The organism is Desulfobacter sp. (genome assembly GCF_050177295.1).
Window position 1 is genome coordinate 1 of sequence record NZ_JBFXHE010000481.1, and the last position, 3,105, is coordinate 3,105.

A 3,105-nucleotide genomic window follows, 5' to 3' on the forward strand; every position below is an offset into this window, starting at 1 on the left:
CATTGATATATACGGCAGCGACGATGATATTTACTTTTGCATTCAAAAGGAATTAACGGCTCTGATGGAGGGTAGCAGCGGACGCTGATCAACCTGTCTCCCGTCTCATTTCAAATTAATAAATGTCGCTTTTCCGGAATCATATCCGGAAAAGCGACCTGTTCTTTATTATTTCCTAATCCAGGCACCAGCCTCGTTCTGGTAATAGTGGCCTTCTATGCCGTTCGAAAACAGGGTGGCTGCCCTTCTTTTCTGAACAAGCTGGATCGAGACATTCTGCTGTTTTGCAATCTGGATGTAAATGGTTTTACGATCCTGGTTTTCGGCTGCCACCACGTCTTGTTTTTCTTTTTGGGCGGTGACAAATTCAAGATAACCGGTATTTGTTTCGCCAACAATGCCTCTATTTTTTAAATCGACAATCTGTGGGAGCCGTTGTGTCATGCGTTCTTTAATACTATCGGCAAAAGCCATAGTGCCGAAGACAAAAGAGAGGGCAATGGTCATGGCAAGCAAAAATTTAATGGATTTCATTATTCAGTTCCTCCTGTTTTAGGCTGATTATTTTCAAGCTTTTCCTGGGCCGCATCAATATCACCGAAGAAATCATCCAAGGCCTTGTCAACCTTGACATTTACATCAATCGTAATATGGATGGGTTTAATTTCAACCGGTTTGACTTCAATTTCGTGACTGGTGCTGCAGCCGACCAATGCCGGAAAAATAATACTGACAACCACCAACCCACATCGTTTTAGCATGACAACCTCACTTTTTAAGGGTTCATAATCCGCTTCAAGTTACTGCCAAATTGAATAACCTGGTTAAATGGCAGGCTTAAATTAACATCGAGTTTGATTCCCTGAAAATTTGATCCAGGGCTTTGTCCATTACGGCGAACAAAGGAATTCAGGTTTCGATCATATTCAAAGGGTAAAACAGATAGAGGCTTTCCATCAAGCTCCATGTTTACGGCAAGTGTATCCTCATGGGTATTCAGTTTAAGCGTCACCCACTTGTACTCAAAATTTTTTAACGCTTCCCCTGCAAGATCAAGTTGAGAGAATTCAGGCGTATTCTTTGGAACTCCGGCAAGCATCCTGTCAAGATTTGTGATAAAAATCCGGCCTCCCTCCCCGGGTGTAGAAAAAAGAAAGCCGTTATCAAAACCGATTTCATTTTTTTTCATAACCACCGGAATACGCCCGCTTAAGGTACCACCCCCTTCTGCATCAAAGGCGCCAAGCTGATGAAATAGGTCTTCCATCTCAAGCCGGTCACAATATAAGGTTAAATGGATGGCGTTATCCTCTGACGGCAGTCTGAACGCTTCTGTTGAGACAATCCCATTGCACCAGTTAAATTTAAAATTTTCAATATTAATGGATTTTCCATCTTCAAGGCTGAATCTTATTTTTCCATTATTACCGTTAAAGCGGCCGGCATTAAATGTGTCAATATTTATATACTGGCCTGGAAGGGTTTCAGGGACCATAAGGTCATTAAAATGCATGCTGGCAGATATCCCGGAGACCGAAAAACCGGGTTCAAGAAAGTTTAATGTGCCGTTGGAGACCTGTATATCGGCAGATGAATTAATATTTTGATTTATATAGGAAAAATCTGCCTTGGCAGATATGTCAAATTTAAGATCACCCATCTGAGATATACCGGGAATAAAGGGAATCAGTGTATTTTGGGTAACGGAGAATTTATCAGTGGCAATTTGACATTTGGCAAAAGGACTCATAGCAGAATCAAGGCCGGCTGTGGCGGAAAAATCAATGGTCAGGCCCGAAAATCCGAGACGGGTCACCTTTCCTGTAATATCCATGCCAAAATCTGATGCCTGGACGACCTTTGCAGAAACAGCAGGGGCGATCTTATCATGCAGGACAATTTTTTTTGCCCCTGCCCGACCAAAAGTTTTTATATTTCTAAAAGGATAGGTCATGGGCAGTTCAAAATAAACACCTTGGGCCCGGATGCCTTTATCTTTGATGTTTTGTCGAAAGTCTATTTTGTCAATTAGGGCATCAAGCTTTACATGCTTTAAAGAGTCAGGTCGCCGGAAATTACCATCAAATTCGGTTTTTACCTGTACCCCGGAAATATTGAGAACATCCTTGTGTTTGGCTTTATTCTTTCTAAAGGACTTAATGCCTGTTCCGGTAAAAGTCAACAGACCGGCCTGGTGTTCAAAATCGCCTGAAACAAAGAGCCTGAAGTGGGGATCAAAAAGTTGAATTTGATCGAAAAAATCAATCGGATACAAAGACAATGCCATAGATTTAGGTGTAAGGTCCCAGGTCTTGGTGACTTCATTTTGAAGCGTCAAAGAGAATTGATCAATTGTACCGGATGCAATTTGGGAGAAAATTTCAAATCTGAACTGTCCCAAATCAATTCCAGGACGTCTGATCTGCACGGGCCCGTCTGCCTTGAGAGCCATTACTCTTTTATCATGAGACAAAACACCTGAAATTTTAGGAAAATCAAAGTTTAAACGAGGCGCCGCTTCAAGCCCAAGGTTATTGAGTTCAAAATGAAAGTTTGAAAAATCTTTTGTTTCAATTGAAAAATCCACAGGCCCGTGAAATTTGCTCAAGATCCGATCCCCATCCGGGACCATGGCCAAAAGCATCTCAGGATAAAGATGTTCTGCGAAAATTTTCATTTGCACGGGGCCGTGTAAAAATTTAGCTGTGGCCCAAAGCGTGATCTTTTGATTCATGGGAAGGATGGACATTTTCATCTCCCCAAGAAGCGTCTTGCGATCCAGTTGAATATCTGCCGTCACTGGTATGCAAAACCGATCTTTTCCAACCTTAATAATGAGGGTACTGTTTTTTAAAACAATGTCTTCGGGCAGATATGCAAAATATGATTCAAAGGCGCTGATATCAAAAACAGGGCGGCCTGTATTATCCACGTCCTTATCCCGGGGAAATGAAAATCCGTTGACCCGGATTCTATTTTTTTCATCCAGATGAAGCGTCACATTAAGCCCGGATATAACGATTTTTTGAACACGGATAATATTTTTTGTATCAATGTGGTAGGAAAACCGTATGGTATCCAGGTGCAAATCCTCACCAAAAGAGA

At 41.7% G+C, this 3,105-nt stretch carries 3 protein-coding genes; all 3 read right to left on the reverse strand.

All coding sequences use genetic code 11. The annotated features are described in order from the left end of the window. Positions 1-168: 168 nt before the first annotated feature. A complete protein-coding gene (locus AB7U36_RS21405) occupies positions 169-534 on the reverse strand; it encodes a YdbL family protein (RefSeq protein ID WP_428161647.1) in 366 nt (121 codons plus the stop codon). After that, positions 534-761, reverse strand: coding sequence for a YnbE family lipoprotein (locus AB7U36_RS21410; RefSeq protein ID WP_004073327.1), 228 nt, complete (start codon positions 759-761; stop codon positions 534-536). Before AB7U36_RS21410 ends, AB7U36_RS21405 begins: the two co-directional genes overlap by 1 nt. Before the next feature lie 14 nt (positions 762-775). Continuing rightward, the coding region (locus AB7U36_RS21415) for an intermembrane phospholipid transport protein YdbH family protein (RefSeq protein WP_428161648.1) at positions 776-3,105 on the reverse strand (2,330 nt) is incomplete at its 5' end.